14 protein-coding genes and 1 riboswitch are annotated in these 15,658 nt (G+C 47.6%); of the genes, 3 read left to right on the forward strand and 11 right to left on the reverse strand.

The window, feature by feature from the left end; genetic code table 11:
• Positions 1 to 210: 210 nt before the first annotated feature.
• Both purT and AC0VZ8_RS19105 read right to left on the reverse strand, forming a co-directional pair.
• A complete protein-coding gene (purT, locus tag AC0VZ8_RS19100) occupies positions 211 to 1,371 on the reverse strand; it encodes a phosphoribosylglycinamide formyltransferase 2 (protein WP_475484072.1) in 1,161 nt (386 codons plus the stop codon).
• Between the two features lie 84 nt (positions 1,372 to 1,455).
• Positions 1,456 to 1,536, reverse strand: a riboswitch (ZMP/ZTP riboswitch).
• A gap of 63 nt (positions 1,537 to 1,599) precedes the next feature.
• A complete protein-coding gene (locus AC0VZ8_RS19105) occupies positions 1,600 to 2,475 on the reverse strand; it encodes a LysR family transcriptional regulator (protein WP_475484073.1) in 876 nt (291 codons plus the stop codon).
• A 111-nt stretch (positions 2,476 to 2,586) separates the two neighbouring features.
• On the opposite strand from AC0VZ8_RS19105, the gene dapA reads away from it, so the two are divergent.
• Positions 2,587 to 3,483, forward strand: coding sequence for a 4-hydroxy-tetrahydrodipicolinate synthase (gene dapA / locus AC0VZ8_RS19110; protein WP_475484074.1), 897 nt, complete (start codon positions 2,587 to 2,589; stop codon positions 3,481 to 3,483).
• Between the two features lie 147 nt (positions 3,484 to 3,630).
• A complete protein-coding gene (locus tag AC0VZ8_RS19115) occupies positions 3,631 to 5,073 on the forward strand; it encodes an ATP-binding protein (RefSeq protein WP_475484075.1) in 1,443 nt (480 codons plus the stop codon).
• Positions 5,074 to 5,083: 10 nt separating this feature from the next.
• On the opposite strand, the gene AC0VZ8_RS19120 is transcribed toward AC0VZ8_RS19115, so the two are convergent.
• The 6 genes from AC0VZ8_RS19120 to AC0VZ8_RS19145 form a co-directional block, all read right to left on the reverse strand.
• On the reverse strand, positions 5,084 to 5,716 hold the full coding sequence (locus AC0VZ8_RS19120) for a YdcF family protein (RefSeq protein WP_475484076.1): 633 nt from the start codon (positions 5,714 to 5,716) through the stop codon (positions 5,084 to 5,086).
• Positions 5,717 to 5,886: 170 nt separating this feature from the next.
• Complete coding sequence (locus AC0VZ8_RS19125) at positions 5,887 to 6,228, reverse strand: GGDEF domain-containing protein (RefSeq protein ID WP_475484077.1); 342 nt, start codon at positions 6,226 to 6,228, stop codon at positions 5,887 to 5,889.
• Between the two features lie 51 nt (positions 6,229 to 6,279).
• Positions 6,280 to 8,433 (reverse strand): PAS domain S-box protein, encoded by a 2,154-nt coding sequence (locus AC0VZ8_RS19130; protein WP_475484078.1) that lies wholly within the window; start codon positions 8,431 to 8,433, stop codon positions 6,280 to 6,282.
• 102 nt (positions 8,434 to 8,535) lie between these two features.
• The gene (locus tag AC0VZ8_RS19135; RefSeq protein ID WP_475484079.1) at positions 8,536 to 9,057 is read right to left on the reverse strand and encodes a GNAT family N-acetyltransferase; all 522 of its coding nucleotides are present in this window, start codon (positions 9,055 to 9,057) and stop codon (positions 8,536 to 8,538) included.
• A gap of 251 nt (positions 9,058 to 9,308) precedes the next feature.
• Positions 9,309 to 9,773: a DinB family protein gene (locus AC0VZ8_RS19140; RefSeq protein WP_475484080.1), complete on the reverse strand. Its 465-nt coding sequence runs from the start codon at positions 9,771 to 9,773 to the stop codon at positions 9,309 to 9,311.
• 129 nt (positions 9,774 to 9,902) lie between these two features.
• Complete coding sequence (locus AC0VZ8_RS19145) at positions 9,903 to 10,817, reverse strand: LysR family transcriptional regulator (protein WP_475484081.1); 915 nt, start codon at positions 10,815 to 10,817, stop codon at positions 9,903 to 9,905.
• Between the two features lie 330 nt (positions 10,818 to 11,147).
• On the opposite strand from AC0VZ8_RS19145, the gene AC0VZ8_RS19150 reads away from it, so the two are divergent.
• The gene (locus AC0VZ8_RS19150) at positions 11,148 to 12,356 is read left to right on the forward strand and encodes a peptidase (protein ID WP_475484082.1); all 1,209 of its coding nucleotides are present in this window, start codon (positions 11,148 to 11,150) and stop codon (positions 12,354 to 12,356) included.
• A 113-nt stretch (positions 12,357 to 12,469) separates the two neighbouring features.
• Here the strand turns inward: AC0VZ8_RS19150 and AC0VZ8_RS19155 are convergent, their stop codons facing one another.
• From AC0VZ8_RS19155 to AC0VZ8_RS19165, 3 genes are all read right to left on the reverse strand, one after another.
• Complete coding sequence (locus AC0VZ8_RS19155) at positions 12,470 to 13,189, reverse strand: YebC/PmpR family DNA-binding transcriptional regulator (RefSeq protein ID WP_076321809.1); 720 nt, start codon at positions 13,187 to 13,189, stop codon at positions 12,470 to 12,472.
• A gap of 137 nt (positions 13,190 to 13,326) precedes the next feature.
• Positions 13,327 to 14,250, reverse strand: coding sequence for an NADP-dependent oxidoreductase (locus tag AC0VZ8_RS19160; protein WP_475484083.1), 924 nt, complete (start codon positions 14,248 to 14,250; stop codon positions 13,327 to 13,329).
• A complete protein-coding gene (locus tag AC0VZ8_RS19165; protein ID WP_475484084.1) occupies positions 14,247 to 15,623 on the reverse strand; it encodes an MFS transporter in 1,377 nt (458 codons plus the stop codon). The genes AC0VZ8_RS19160 and AC0VZ8_RS19165 overlap by 4 nt, the downstream gene beginning before the upstream one ends.
• Positions 15,624 to 15,658 lie beyond the last annotated feature (35 nt).

A 15,658-nucleotide genomic window follows, 5' to 3' on the forward strand; every position in this document is an offset into this window, starting at 1 on the left:
TTTGTATTCTTGTGTATCTTATCATGAAAGAACATAAATTTCTGCATATTTATCATCAAAACGACTAACAAAACTAAGTCACTATGGTCAGAACGGTTCATACCAGATTTTGATCCGCGAAATCATTTCAATGAAAAAAAGATCAACCGGTAAATCGGTTGATCTTTTTTCATGAGATTATGGATGCACCACCCTAAGAATCGGTAATGATTAGGCTTCCTCAATAGCAAGCTCATCCAAAGCCTGCTTCGCACGCGAACGCGCTTCCTCTACTGTGCCGGCGGTTGACAACGCAACTGCGACCCGTCTTCCAACCTTGGTCACCGGTTTCCCAAAAATGCGCAGCTGCGTATTCGGAACAGCCAGTGCTTGCTCGGCACCGGTAATTGTGTAGTCCTCCAGCTCTCGGGCAGCTTTCAGCGGACGGCTGGCTCCTGGCGTTATTAATTCGATCTCCGGGATTGGAAAACCAAGAATGGCACGGACGTGAAGCGCGAATTCAGATAAATTTTGCGTCACCAGCGTAACCAAGCCGGTATCATGCGGTCGCGGAGACACCTCGCTAAAATACACTTTATCCGCAGCAAGGAACAATTCAATACCAAACAATCCATATCCGCCAAGCTCGTCGGTAATCGTCCTTGCAATATATTTAGCGTCCTCCATTTGCTTATCGGACATGTTGTGCGGCTGCCAGGATTCGATATAATCCCCGCTCTCCTGAATATGACCGATTGGCGCACAGAAGCTTGTTCCATTGACGGAGCGAACGGTCAGAAGCGTGATCTCTGACTGGAACGTAATGAATTCCTCAATGATCACTCTGCCATTCTGCACGCGGCCGCCTTCCATCGCGATGTTCCAGCAGGACTCGATATCCCCTTCGCAGCGGCATACACTCTGGCCTTTGCCTGAGGAACTCATCAGCGGTTTAATTACGCACGGAAAACCCATGTCCAGGACAGCCCGTTTAAACTCCTCATAAGTATCGGCAAATCGATAGTCCGCAGTAGGCAGCCCCAATTCTTCGGAAGCTAACCGACGAATCCCTTCACGATCCATCGTAAGCTTCGCAGCTCTGGCAGTTGGAATAACCCGGTACCCCTCTTCCTCCAGCCTAACCAGCTCCGAAGTAGCCAGCGCCTCGATTTCGGGTACGATCAGGTCCGGCTTCTCCAGCTCAATGATTGTACGTAATTTCTCCCCATCCAGCATATCGATGACATGGCTGTGATCGGCAACATGCATGGCCGGAGCATCGGCATAACGATCGACTGCTACGGTTTCAACACCCAGTCTCTGCGCCTCAATCACGACTTCTTTTCCCAGTTCTCCCGATCCTAGCAGCAGTATTTTCTTCGTTTTTAACATCGTTGTTTGATCCCCTTTTCGTAGTTTCAGAGACTTATAAAAAAAGCAGAAAATAATAAAGAGGTAAGGGAAATAAGCTTCCCTTACCTCTGCCCAGGCGTACGGCCGTCGTCATCTATGTGCTCCCTCATGGTCCCCCATGCTACGCCAGTTACACATAAACCTATACATTGTTATTTAAATCATACTTAATCTTCCCGTTAATTGCAATATCACCGTAAGGCGACATTAGGATTTAGACTTCAGCATATCGATAGCATCCTTCAGCGATTGCGAAAGCCACTTCTTGGGATGGATTACCAACTGAATGTCCAGTTGAATGTCAGAATGGGCAAAGGAAAGAATCGCAAGCTCACCGCGCCTGATTTCCTCCTCTGCTACCATCCGTGGCAATAATGAGATGCCAGTACCGGACATCACATATCTCTTAATCGCCTCTGGATTGCCCAATTCCAGGCCTATTCGCATTGGAACTCCACTGGCACGCAGCGCCTTTTCCAACATCATGCGGTAATTACAGCTATCCTCGGGCATAATCCATTCGGCATCTGCCAGGTGTTCTAGCTCTATGACGGGTTCAACATGAAGGGGATGATCCGGATGGGCAATCAGCAGGAGGGGCTCCTCCCGAATGGGGATCCAATTCAAGGAGGAATCCTCCGGTTTTTTATCCAAAATAAGACCGAGATCATACTCGCCCTCTCTCACCTTACTGATGATGCTATCTTCACGATCCGGTTGTAAGCGGATGACAAGATCCTCATGCTTTTGTTTCAGCTTGTGAATGACGGACGGAAGAAAATAAGCGGCCAGCGAATCTATCGTTCCGATCGATAAGGTGCCTCCACCTTGCTTGGTCAGCTTTTCCTTCGACTGCTGGAACAGATCCAGCATTTGAACGGCATACTTGAACAGCTCCTCGCCGGACTTCGTCAGGCGTAAGCCCCTGCCATAGCGCTCGAACAGTTTGACGCCGTATTCATTCTCCAGCTTCTGAATCTGGGTGGTTACACTGGATTGGGCATAACCCAACACATCCGCGGCTTTCGTAAAGCTCTGGCGAAGCGCAACCTCCCTGAAGGTTTGCAGATAAATGAGTTCCATCGCTGTCTCCTTATCAATAATATTGATAATAACTATCTATTATTATAGATAACTCCGATCTCAATTCCCATGTTAAAGTATAGCCATCACTCATGAATTGGAGGAAAGATTATGCTGAGTCAGCAAGAACTGCATGGCATTTATGTTCCTGTGATCACTCCCTTTGCACAGGATTACGAACTGGATCTTCCGTCTTATCATCGTTATGTAAAGAATTTGTTATCCTATGATATTCAGGGGTTGGTCATCAACGGAACGACCGGTGAAGCGCCGACAGTAGCTTGGAAGGAAGTCGTACAGATCGTGGAAGAAACGCGGAGGCGTCTGGACGAACGACGATTGCCGCTCATCATTGGTACCGGCACAAACGATACGGTATCCAGTATGAAACGAACGCAACTGGCAGGCCAGATCGGTGCTGATGCGGTATTGGTCGTCACGCCGTATTACAGTCGCCCTTCGATCGAGGGCATCCTCCAGCATTTTCGAAGGGTGGCCGAAATCGGAATCCCCGTTATTTTATACGAGGTTCCTTCGCGTACCGGAATCCGGTTACCTGTTGATGCCATAAGAAGAATCATGGAGATACCCGGAGTGATCGGGATGAAAGACAGCACGGCAAGTACAGAGCTTATGAGAAGCTTATCCCCATACGATACGAAGCCCGTTCTATGCGGTAACGATGCTCTCTTTCATGAAATGCTGGTTCATGGAGCCTCTGGTGGTATACTGGCGTCGGCTAATATGAATACCGAGGATTTCCTTCAGGTGTTTCGATTAACAGCCCAAGGGGATTTCTTCTGTTCCGAGATCGAGTTTAACAAGCTGCTTCCCTACATTCAAAAGCTGTTCGAAGAGTCGAACCCTGCTCCGCTTAAATGGCTGCTTGCCAACCAGGGTATCATCTCATCGGATTTCCTCCGACTGCCTATGGGACCCATAACGGATGAGCTTAAGCAATCTCTGGCTCATGAGATTCATAATCTGAAAAAAACGGCTCATTCATGACAGCTGTTTCTCCTCGGAAAGGCAAGGTATTCCTGCTGCCTTGCCTTTCGTTAAAGATCTATCGCTTTAAAGGATTGATGAATGATAGGGTCCAACATATAATATGGATAAATTCATTCCTGTCAGATATTTGAAAGGAGACTTGCTGTGTTGCCCTATTCCAACCCCAATCATGATTTTGCCTTTGAACAAGCCGTAATCGGAATGGCATTGATATCGCTTGATGGTTCGATTCTTAAGGTCAATTCGGCACTAAGTAATCTATTGGGATATTCACAGCAGGAGTTAACTGCCGGGGCGTCACAAAAAGATAGCAGCATCCGCGCATTATTGAATCAAGTGGTTTGGAACACAAGAGCCACTCAAGATCAACAGCAATCCATAACCCAGTTTGAATATGTTTACCACCATCCATCCGATCGTGAAGTATACCTCAGTTTACGTATCAGCGTTAAGGAGGAGCTGGCGCAGAGTTTCCGTGGCTACTTGGTACAGTTTGAAGATCGAACCTTGCTGAGACAACTTATGAGACAGCTGGAGCTGAAGGAACAGAAGCTAAACGAGAAGGAAAATTCGTTTCTGCAGCTGTTGGAAGGACTTCCCTTATCCGTACTCATAACAAAAAAAGGCATTGTCCACTATGTTAATCCTGCCGCGCTCAGACTTGTTAATGCTGCGCATCCCCGCGACGTCCTCGGGATTTCAACCGACGTGGTAGTCGACGCATCGTACCATAACGCATTAATGAAACGCAGGGCAAAATATACGGAGAGCGGAGAGATCGGCAGCGTCGATTATTTGATACGCTGTTTGGACGGACAAGAGAAAATGGTCACCGGGTTCACGTTAATCATTAATTATGAAGGCGAAAAAGCGGCGGTCGGGATCTTCAAAGACATCACAGAGCAGCAGTTGGAAGAAGATCGCGTGATGCAATCCGAGAAGCTGACCACCGCCGGCCAGTTGGCCGCCGGCATTGCCCATGAAATTCGAAATCCTTTAACTTCGATTAACGGATTCGTAAAATTGCTGCGATCTGCGGAACGCAGCAACGAGCTCTATTTTGAAATCATTGAATCGGAGCTCAAACGCATCGAGCTCATTGTCAATGAACTCCTGGTGCTCTCGAAACCGCAGAGTGTCCATGTCAGCGGGCCCATCGACGTGTTTGCCATTATGGAACAGATCATTACGCTTATGAAGGTTCAAGCAGCCCTCAAAAATATCGAGATCATCCCTCATTATCCGATGGCACCGGTCTTCGTCCAGGGTGAAGTAAACCAGCTCAAGCAAGTGTTCATCAATCTGCTGAAAAATGCCATGGAAGCGATGAATCAAGGCGGTACCATTACCCTGGACATTTTGCACAACGCTCAAGAGGTTCAAATCATCGTGCAGGACGAAGGGATTGGCATGACGCAGGAACAAATCCAATCCCTGGGACAGCCCTTTGTTACGACCAAAGACACCGGGACGGGACTCGGACTGATGATTACCAAGAACATTATTCATAATCATGGCGGTACGATGAACGTAGAGAGCATACCCGATCATGGGACAACCTTTACGATCCATTTACCGGCCTTATAACGCATACATATTATCGGAATGGTGAAGCCAGTTGATAGCCGATGTAATAAAAGACTTCTCTGATTAAAAAAGGAACTTTGCTTCTCAGGCTCTGATACGCACTCCGGGCTGTGGGCGAAGGATTGGCTTCCAATCCCATGTCTTCCGCCATCATCATCGCCCGCTTCATATGCAGCGGGTCACTTACAATGAGGTAAGAGGACAGCCCTGCTGAATCTCCTACCTTATTGGCAAAGTGCAGATTCTGCTCCGTGATCGTCGAAGCCGACTCGACAAGGATGTCACTCTCTGGAACACCGTGCTCGATGACATACTGCCTGGCAACTTCCGATTCGGCAAGTTCATCCTCCGAACTGCGTCCCCCTGTAAATATCAGCTTGTCTACGTACTGCCGGTTATACAGCCATAGCGCATGATCAATGCGTCCCTGAAAAACAGGGGATGGCTTCCCTTCCCATACAGCAGCCCCCAGCACGATGGCTGCATCAGACGGGATATTGGCTGTTCTTTGCGCATAATTCCAAATGGTGATGCCCACATATAGCGTATAAATTAACAGGATTCCAATGAATCCCCCCAACACATAAATCACGGTACGCTTTCTTCTGCCCCGAGCTTCCCTTGCCGGCATATTTTGTGTCATGCTGCACCCCCAAATACCCAATCTTAAATCTACCCTTAGTGTCCATTCTATCATTCTCAGCAAAAAAAGCCTGCTGGCTCCCTTATTGAGAGCGTCAGGCTTTCTTTGCTGTCAACTATCGTTTTTTCATTCTAGTACTAGTGAGGGTAACACAAACTCGAATCTACCGTTTAATCCGCATCACATCCATACAGCGTGACTCTGTTCTTCCCTTTGCTCTTGGCCATATGCATTGCTTTTTCCGTCTCCGCGATCAAATCCGTGAACTTTAACATGGATGCTGGTGTAAGGCATGCCGCCCCCACGCTAACGGTCATAAACCCATCCTCTGCCGAGCGATCCTTGGGAATGCTGAGTGCAAGCACGCCCAGGCGTATCTTCTCGGCCAATTCATAGGTACGTTCGGGACTTTCGTTTTTCAGCTTCAGGATAAAGGTGCCGCCACCGTAGCGTGATATAGACGCTCCATAGTGTTCGCCAATAATTTTCAGGGCATCGGCTATCCATTGCAAACATAAATCACCGCCATATAAACCATGAAGCGTATTATATACGCGGAAGTCTTAAATATCGACCATCATTAAGGCTAAAGGCAGCTTATTCTGAACACATTCCTCCCAGTCCATCGACAGTTCTTTTTCAAAAGTCAGCGGATTGGGCAGTTCGGTCAGCGGGTCTGTTGTCACATAATTTTGAAGCTGATCCAGCACGTCGGAGTATACCCGATCCGGGCCGTCTTCCGCCGTGCCTTCTCTCAGAATCACCATAATGGAGGATCTACGCCCTTGATGAATAGCAGCCAGCATGAACTCAAGCTCGATCCCGTTGCCCTCCAGCGTAACAAACCTGCCGCTGCCGGATACTAACTGGGCTTGATTCTGCTCCATCCGTTTGATCTGCTCTCTCAGATCATCTCGCGAATCTTCTCTAGCCAACCTGTATATCTCAAGCTGCAGCAGCTCTTCGGGTTTCTTTGCACCGAACAGCGATTCGGCCTGCGGATTGCAATACATAATGGTACCTGCCGTTGTCAGTGACAAGAAAGCGACAGGCGACAGGCCCATAAGCTGCAGATACCGTTCTTCGTTCTCTCTGAAAATTCTCGCATTCTGTATGGCCTGTTCTTTTGCTTGCCTTAATTGATCATCCGTCTGCTTGCGGACAATCGACTTCAATTGCGGGAGAACGCTTAACTCCTGTGACTTCCAAGAATATGAGGTCCCCTCAACCACCTGTCTCCATTTTTCGAATGATTTACGCGGAGATAAACGGACCTTATCCTCCTCTTGGATAACGGCTTTGGCCGGATCACCGGCCCAATCCACAATTTGAACAACCTCGGGCCTGAACCACATGACATAATTTTGTTGACCTGGTGACAAAGCGAGATACAATACACCTGATGCGATATCCTTATACGCTTTAGCGGGTTCATATTCGGCACTGAGTTTAGAACTGTGGTACGTATAATCTTCGGCCCGGGCAGATAACCAGCCGGCAAGCTCCATGACTTGCTTCGAGGTTGGCGTCGTACCGTACAGCATCAAATTATCTTGATAATAAACGACAGCCCCGGTAGCGCTCATTAAATCGAGCAAGGTCTGCTCCTCGTTGTCAAGCTGTTCGATAACATGGAATACATCGGTTTGGCCGATGAAAATTTCGGTAAAGCGGGCAGATAAAATTCTGAGCCTCAACTCGGTTTGATAATCGTCGAGCTGCTGTCGTTGATACAGCTCGTTGGAGAAAAAGGAGCCCAGAAAGTTGCACAGGTTGCGGGTCCGGTGGGATACATATTTTCTACTATAGTGATGACAAGTAATCAAACCCCATAATTGGTTGTCATGGATAAGGGAAATCGTGGTTGTCGCGCCAACCCCCATATTATGAAGATACTCGATATGAAGCGGAGATACACTCCGCAGCGCGGATAAACTGAGATTCAATGGCTTGCCAGTCAAGGGTTGTACCGTAGGAATAATCTCAACCGGCGTATAACTCACATCAACAATTGTCCGCAGCCAATTTCTTAGATACAGTTCACGGGCTTGCCTAGGAATATCCGATGCCGGATAATGATGTCCCAAAAAAGGCTCCAGCTCCTGCTCTTTAGCTTCGGCAACCACTTTTCCGTTCCAGTGATCATCAAACTCATAGAGCATCACGCGGTCATATCCAAGAATATCCTTCACAAGCTCGCAAGCCACTTGACTCGCCTCCACACGATTCTCGGTTCGTTTCATGCGACTGAAGAACGTCTGTATCCTTTCAAAATCATCTGTAAAGGGTACGGTATCTTCCGATACCAGCTCCAATTCAAGCAGTATCAACCCTTCGCTTTCGTGGACAATTCCGAAAAACGCAACCGGATCATCCCCAACCGGAATCGTTAAATTGATATACTGTAAATCGGGCGTGGCGATCGCCTGAAGATCCCGATGAATCATCAGCTCAAATTGGGCCTTCCCAATAAGCGCTTCCAAACGCTGTCCCAGAAGTGCTTCTGCGCTAATGCCTAAGAACTGATCGGTATTTCGGCTGCATTGGGCGATCCTATAGTCATCGATAGGGTTAATGGCAAGCAGTACGCCATGGGGCTGAATATATCCTGGAATGTGAATAGGTTCTTTCTCGCAATTCGTCAGGCCGATCGGTCCATCCGTTACATAATCGCCCTCCGTCAGCAGCTCTCGATTTAGTGGATCCTGTTCCGTCATTGCTTATCAACTTCCCTTATTCACAGATTTAATAACAAATAAGCCCAATGCATCTCATTGTTATAAGAGATACATTGGGCACAGCATATTATAACAATAGAACTATGAGATTGTACGCCATTCAGTCTTCAGCATAGCATAGTAATACTCATCCCACCAAATATCGCCACGAGGAATACACTGTTGAAAATAGCCTTCTCTCCTCATGCCCAGCTTCTCCATCACCCGATACGAAGGTGTATTCTCAGGCTGGCATGTCGCAATGATCCGATGCAACCCCATTACCTCGAAACCGTGCTGAAGCAAAGCTCTGGCAGCTTCCGTGGCATACCCCCTACGGTGATAGGTTGAATTAAACACCCAGCCGATTTCATAGGTATGTTCGCCGAACCATGGATGATACACCACGTGTCCAATCACCCGTTGTTCCTTTTGCAGGCAGACGGCATAATGATGAGCTTTATCGCCCTTGTTCTGAGCAAGAAATTGTTTTACTGTTTCTTCCGTATGCACAGGCTCAGGCATGTAATGCATCACCACCGGATCGGATGTATATTGCAGAACATCCTGCCAATCTTCTGGTTCAAACTCGCGAATTATTAATCTTTCCGTTACGATATCCATTTGCCCGACTCCTCTTCAAGATGTATTCAAGTGTCCTCTTCATACCGCACACTTTAATACAGAGGCAAATGCGATTCGCCGTATATACAGATCTTTCTTAATTACGCCGGGTCACCCTCTTTCATTTTTCATATTACTCTTATTAAAAATTCGATCAAAAGAGTGACATTCCTTCATAATATGTCAAATTTCTGGTTATTTTTCCGCTTATCGCCCTCAGCTCGAATTGTTTCTTTGTGTTTCATTACAACTTAGACTTGGCTGAGAATCGATTTCATTTTATCAAAATGCATGCCTTCATGATACAAGCAAAAGCTTAAGAATTCTTCGACCCGGGTTAACTTTAAACCTTTGGAGGTTGTATAGGGAGATAAAACCGTATCGTGCAAATGCCCGTTGTACCTGCGTTCGATTCGGTGGACCTGACCCTCAAGCAGTTCGACAAGCTCGTGCATGGATGGCCACGCTTCCCTAATCTCCCTTGGCTTAGAACCCGATCGGAACAGCTCGGTATATTCAACGGGAAGGGTCATGGGTTCTCCATTCACGCCGAACGCAAACCTTTCCGTTATGAATAAAACATGTCCCATATTCCATTTCACGTGGTTATTCATCCCACTCGGAATCAACTCCGCTATATCATCCGGGAGATCCCTTACAAGATTCAACGTTTGTGCACGCACAAATTCCAAATGTTCGAACAGGTATGCTTTCATGCAGCCCACTCCTTCTCATTTTTATCCAGCGTCCGCTTTAACCGAGTGTACTCCATATGCGGATAAAGAAATAATATTGTTTTCACTCCGTTTCATAAAAAAAATGGATGAATCAAGGGCAGGCCTTTATCATCCATGGATATACTGGTTTTTTCCGCGGATATCCGCTTGAATATAGGAAATAAACGAATGGACTTGCGCAGGTCTCGCTTCTTGTCTCTTGATGCATACCCGAATAGGGTGCGGAAAAGTTACTCCTGACACTTTAACCTTGCCAAGTTCGCCCGAAGCCAGTTCTTTCTTGATAGAAAGAGCAGGAACTAATGCAGCCCCGTATCCCGCTTTTACTCCTTCAATGGATTCCTTCAACCCCTCTATCGTTATGGAACAGCGAGGTTCGCGTGCATTCGATGACTCCATCAACGACCATAACTGTTTTCGCGTGTAACTTCCTTCTTCCCTCAGCACAAAGGGTTCCTCCATAAGCTCAAGGAATGTCACTTCTTTATCGGCTAGTCGATGATGGGCAGGCACAGCAAAAATCAATTCATCTTCCAGAATTGTAAAGGACTCGATCTCTTCCGCTTCAATGGGCCAGCTGCCGCATACGATGGAGATATGCACCGAATCGTCCTGTAACCGCTGCAGCGCGGTTCGGGAATTTCCTTTCAGCAGCTGCACATCTATCCTTGGATGCTCCTGCTTATACCCAACCAGCCATCCGGGCAGCAAAGCGCTCTCGGGCAGCTCCGTAGCGCATATTCGCAAACTTCCTTGCTGACCGGATTTGATGGCCTCCATCATCTCTTCCATCTCGGCTTCCATCGCAAATAATCGCTGGGAATGCCTGGCCAAGGCAATGCCTGCTTCAGTCAATTGAATATTGCGTCCGTTAGCCTCAATCAATTTCATGCCGAGCTCCCGCTCCAAATTGCGGATTTGGGCCGTAACGGCTGGTTGACTTAACAGCAGATTGCCCGCCGATCTCGTAATGCTTCCCGTTTTGGAGACATCATTAAAAATGCGTAGTGCATGAAGATTCATAGGTCATCCCTCGATTCTTGATCTATTCACCTGGTCAATCTGTTGCGATCATTTAGATCGTTTATATCCTAAATGAAGTCCATTTGTAAACTGCTGAATCGAATATATGACACATTGAGGGAAGTGCTCTGAATATAAGGAGCTCTGACTTCTTGGTGATCCGAGTTCGTAATCAGCATGATGATCCGTTTTCATGATTTTTCATGGTCCTGCAACCTTTTATCATTTCTCCCGTCTATAGTGGTGCAGCAAGTACATTTTACCAATTCATGATATGACTTAGCTGAATCCTAGCGTCCTAGGATAATCTACATTTGGAGGATACCTACCATGAAAAAAATCTACAAAGTACTAGCAACCGCTACGGTTCTCGCAATGGCGGCACTGCCAATAGCAGCGAATGCACAGGCCGTCCCTCCTGCTACAGCCCATAAGGGACAAGGCAACATCGCGAATCAGGTGAAGAAAAGCGTTCCTGGAACGATGGGTTACATAACGGAGTTCGTCAATGACAAATCAGGCACATGGATTACCGTAACCGGCCGCGGCTTGGCAGCAACCGATCAACAAGAAATCAAGCTCTCGATTTCCAAAGATACTAAAATCATGGATGCCAAAGGCAACCAAGTCCAGCTCCAAACGATCGTGAATAAAAACAAAGCGATAAAAGCTTTCTATAACCCAAATATAACAAAGAGCCTGCCCGCTCAAGGCTCGGCTCTTACGATCATTGTACAGGATGACGACCTCGCCGGTATTGATGGAACCATCTCGGAGGTAACCAAACAAGGCATTCTGGTGGAAGGAACCAATCTGTACAACGACAGCGAAGAGACCATGCTGCTTCATCTGGATCCAAAAGCAAAAATCATCGATCAAAACGGCAGCGCACTGAAAGCAAGCGACCTGGAAGCCGGCATGAGTATTCGCGCTTTCTATGGACCTTACGTGGCGTTAAGCATGCCGCCTCAATCCTCAACGAATTATATACGGGTCAACACGAATGCCGAGAATAACGATCAGGAGCAAGCAGCCGGCATTGACGGCATCCTTACAGAAATGAAGGATGGAAGAATAAGCGTTTCCGGTAAACCAGCTAAAGCAGGTGACCTCGAATACGTCGTGCTCGCTGTTGATGGCGACACAAAGATTGTAGATGCCGGGGGCAAATCGTTAACGGCTGAAGCCTTAAAATCGGGTCTGCGAATCGAAGCTGAATACGTGTCCGTGATTTACCCTGCCCTGCCGCATGCAGATAAGATCGTGGTCTCCGACACCTCAGCGCCCAAAGTCGAAGGCACAATAACTACATCCGAACGCACGTCAAAGGATCAACTGTATATCAATGTAGGCTCAGATCAATCCACCGACAACGACATCATCATCAACATCTCCAAGGATACTCAAGTGATTGGATTGAATCCCAACGAGAAGCTGGAACCCGGCATGAATATCGTGGTCTTCCACTCCCCTATCATGACCATGTCCATTCCAGCAATCACATCCGCTGAAGTGATAATGGTTCAAGCCGACAACTAAGCTGTTGTTCTGACTGCTTACCGCAGCTAAAATAAATCACAAAAAACACCATCGTACTCAGGATTCCTGAATACGATGGTGTTTTAATGCAGTAAGATATTAATCGTTACGAACTATTCCTCAAATTCCACGTTGTGATATACCTGCTGAACATCCTCGAGGTCTTCCAATGCATCGATCAGCTTCTCGAACTGTACCTGTCCTTCTTCCGGTAAGGTGACAAAATTCTGAGCCAGCATGGTAAGCTCGGCAACGGTAAATTCCGTAATACCAGCGGCTTTGAATGCTTCCTGAACCGCATGGAACTGGTCGGGTTCAGCATAGACGATCACGGCTTCCTCCTCTTCCAGGATGTCACGGACATCCAGGTCGGCTTCGAGCAGCAGATCCATGACTTCCTCAGCCGACTTACCTTCGACGCCGATGACTGCGGTTGGATCAAACATATAAGACACTGAACCGCTGACGCCCATATTACCGCCGTTTTTATTAAACGCAGAACGTACAGCAGGCGCCGTACGATTGACGTTGTTGGTTAAAGCGTCAACAATGATCATCGAACCGTTCGGACCAAAGCCTTCATAGCGAAGCTCTTCATAATTCTCATCCCCGCTGCCCTTGGCTTTATCCAAGGCGCGGTCAATAATGGCTTTCGGCACATTGTATGTTTTGGCACGCTCAAGAACAACCTTCAATGCACGGTTGGACTCGGGATCCGGTTCACCCTTCTTGGCTGCCACATAAATTTCGACACCAAATTTCGCATATACGCGACTTGTATTTGCATCCTTGGATGCTTTTTTCTCTTTAATATTATTCCATTTACGGCCCATATATTTCCGCTCACTTTCATTATTGAATCTGTAGCCGGTATTCAATAAATACCCTCGTCCATTATATATCTATTAAGTCCCTTGAACAAGGTTAAGAGCGTATATCCGGAAAATAGACAAATACCCGCAACCATCAATCAGTGCTGTTCACCGACAAGTAAGATCACCTTTCCCCTGCCATGACCCGTTTCAACAAGGCGATGCGCTTCCTGCGCCTCGTGCAGCGGAAACACCTCTCGAATATGAATCCGAATGAAACCCTCCATATACAAATCCACCAACTCTTGCAGTCTAGCTGCCGTTCTCGTGCCGCTTAACACGGGTATACCCAGCTCTACAGCAGCTTCGTCCGACACCATCGTGCGGATACGCTCCTTATTGTTCACAAGCTGGGCAGAAGCCCTTAATGCCTCGGGGCCGGCTGCATCAACTGCAGCATCGATTCCTTGCGGCGCGATTCTGCGGACCCTTTCCACAAGCCCAGCGCCATATGCAACCGGTATCACGCCGATGGACCGCAAATATTCATGATTGCTTTCACTTGCGGTTCCAATGACAGCTGCTGCGCCCCAGGCCTTTGCCAACTGGCATGCAAAGGTACCAAACCCGCCTGCCGCGGCATGGATGAGTACGGTGTCCCCTTCCTTAATCCCAACAGACTTCAATGCCATATGGGCCCCCTGTCCATTACCGGAGAACCCCCCGGCTACTTCCCAAGGCATGCGTTCGGGTTTGATTACAATCTGATCCGCATCCACCACGATATATTCAGCGTAACTATGGAGCAGTGAGAACCCAAGCACCTCCATGCCCACTACGAATTGGTTGACGCCTTCTCCGACCTGATCGATCACGCCAGCGAACTCATTGCCGGGAATCATCGGGAAACGCTGTTGGTGGGCATATCCTATCGTTCCTTCACGCAGCCCGCAATCAAAAGGCAACACACCGGCTGCCTTCACGCGAACCCGAACAGTACCCGGTCCTGCCTGCGGCTGCTTCATTTCCGTTAATTTTAAAACCTCAGGTGGACCGAATGAAGTAATGGCCATAGCTTTCATTTGCAACATCTCCTCTTTTCGTAATGCTTATTAAAAAATAAACTAAAAAGCGCCGCTACAACTGCAATCATGATCATCAGCATGAAGTATATATTGCTAAAGACATACGCACTCAGTTCGTGGATCAACGGGTTCCACGCCTGTGCGGCTTTCAGATCCACCATGGTTCCGTAAAGGCTGGCAAATATCGCTCCTGCCACGAAATTCAACATCGACAATATGCCCATTCCCACTCCACTTTGTTCATGCGGCAGGGTCAATGATATGGATTTGGATAGTGCAATCGACATAAATGCTTGCCCGACACCGCCGAGGATCAGGAACAATGCAATCCATACTGGCGAAGCCCCCGAGAATGAAGATAATAAAAGGAAACAGAGCAGAAACAAACTTACGGCTATATGGAACAGATAGGAAGTACCTTTACGGTCCGCCATCCTGCCTCCGGTTTTGCTCAGTAATGCAGTAGCGATTGCTGCTGGCACCATAACGTATCCCGTCAAGCCCAGCCTCAATTGGTGAACTTGTGTCAACAGCGTCGGCGTCAGGAACACAAGAGAATATCCTATGCCTGTTGCTCCAAAAGCAATCACCAAGCCAAGCGTGTAGCGAACGTTTTGGAATAGCCCCGGGTTTATAAAAGGAGCTGCCGCTTTCCGGATTCTCCAAATGAAACAAATCAATAGCAGGACAAAACTGATCAGGGTCAATGCTGTTGGATTCGTAATGGAGAGCAGCAGACTGGCTACAGCTCCGGCTAGCAGACTGCAACCGAGCCAATCCATTTGGGCTGTGCCGACCCTTTCATCATCATGTAAGTATTTGTAGTAGAAAGGCAATGTCAACAGAATGAGTACCGGCATGCAAAATAACACGCGCCAATGGACAATGCTTACAAGCATTGCCGCTACGGCTGGACCAGCTGCACTGCCGATAGCACCGCCTGTCATCGATATCCCTAATGCTCTTCCCCTATGTTTCGGAGGAAAATAGCGCACGGGGATGATGCCGGATATCGCCGGTATGACGGCAGACCCTGCAGCCTGCAGCATCCTTCCGAAGATGAGCATTCCGTAAACCTGAGACAGCATCCCGATAACCGAGCCGATAATAAAGGTGAGAAACCCGATGGAAATCAGGATTTTCAGCTTGTAACGATCGGCAAGCTTTCCGTAGATAACACTTCCTATAGCGAATACAAGCAAATACGATGTAGTTACCCAGCTGACTTTGGCCATGCTCAGACCAAACTCTCGCCTAATTTCTGGGAGCACGATATTAAACATCGTAGCATTCATAACCGATATGGCAAGAGTAAATGCCAGGATGCTGATTAATGCTTCGCTTGATGACTTCCTTCTCCCCATCTCCATAAATGTCCCTTCTTTTTCGGATTTTAAAAGGGAGA

This window comes from Paenibacillus sp. QJM3NY_38, assembly GCF_056173265.1.